1 pseudogene is annotated in these 780 nt (G+C 46.8%); it reads right to left on the reverse strand.

What is annotated here, in order from left to right:
- Positions 1-330 precede the first annotated feature (330 nt).
- Positions 331-780, reverse strand: a pseudogene (locus R8O10_RS24730) (SPOR domain-containing protein); the annotation flags it as partial.

A 780-nucleotide genomic window follows, 5' to 3' on the forward strand; every position in this document is an offset into this window, starting at 1 on the left:
GCCGGAATATGGCCTGTACTCTCACAACAAAGAAGTAATGACAAGCATCGCGGCTTCACTACCAATTTTGGAACCAGGTGACGATGACTAAAGCAACCATCGTCAACCCTTGTTGCGACAGTGTGCATTTACGTAGAAGACGTCGAACCTTCTGGGAACGATTTGTCGGTATCAAAGAAGTGTACATTTGCTCAAACTGTCACAAAGAAACACCTCTCAAGTAGCAACAATATTTGAGACCGCAAAAAAGCCCCGCATCGCGGGGCTTTCTTCGTTTTGACAAGCATGTTTCGTCCTAAAATGTATGGAGGCATTAAGGATGAACAACCGCTACTTCACACACATCACATTCAACAACGACGAGCCGGTTAACTGATTTGGTTCTCGATCGGCAAACAAGCCTTTCTTATCTTTACCCCAATACGGCAATTGCAGCGGCCATTTGTTCTTCTCCATCACACCAGAATCTCGCAACGCTTTAAATTCAGTCGCCGTGGCGAGCGACATGCCCAACTGCTGACAAATCTGTTGCGAGCTTTCGTAGTTGAGTCGATTCCACGGCTTACCATATTCCATATAAAACTGATTATCTAACAGGTAAGGCACGACATACGTTTTGCCATGTAGAGACGCTCGCAAGCGCACTTCCACCTCTCCATTGCCTTTTACGCTCGGTGTTGGTTTTGCTTTCGCTACCGGTTTTGTTGTCGTGCTTGATTTCGGCTCTTTTGCCGTAACTGGCTGCGCCGTCGTTTTTGTCGCAGAAGCTTTAAACGCCTC

Source organism: Vibrio sp. 1727 (assembly GCF_033344415.1).
GTDB lineage: Bacteria > Pseudomonadota > Gammaproteobacteria > Enterobacterales > Vibrionaceae > Vibrio > Vibrio alginolyticus.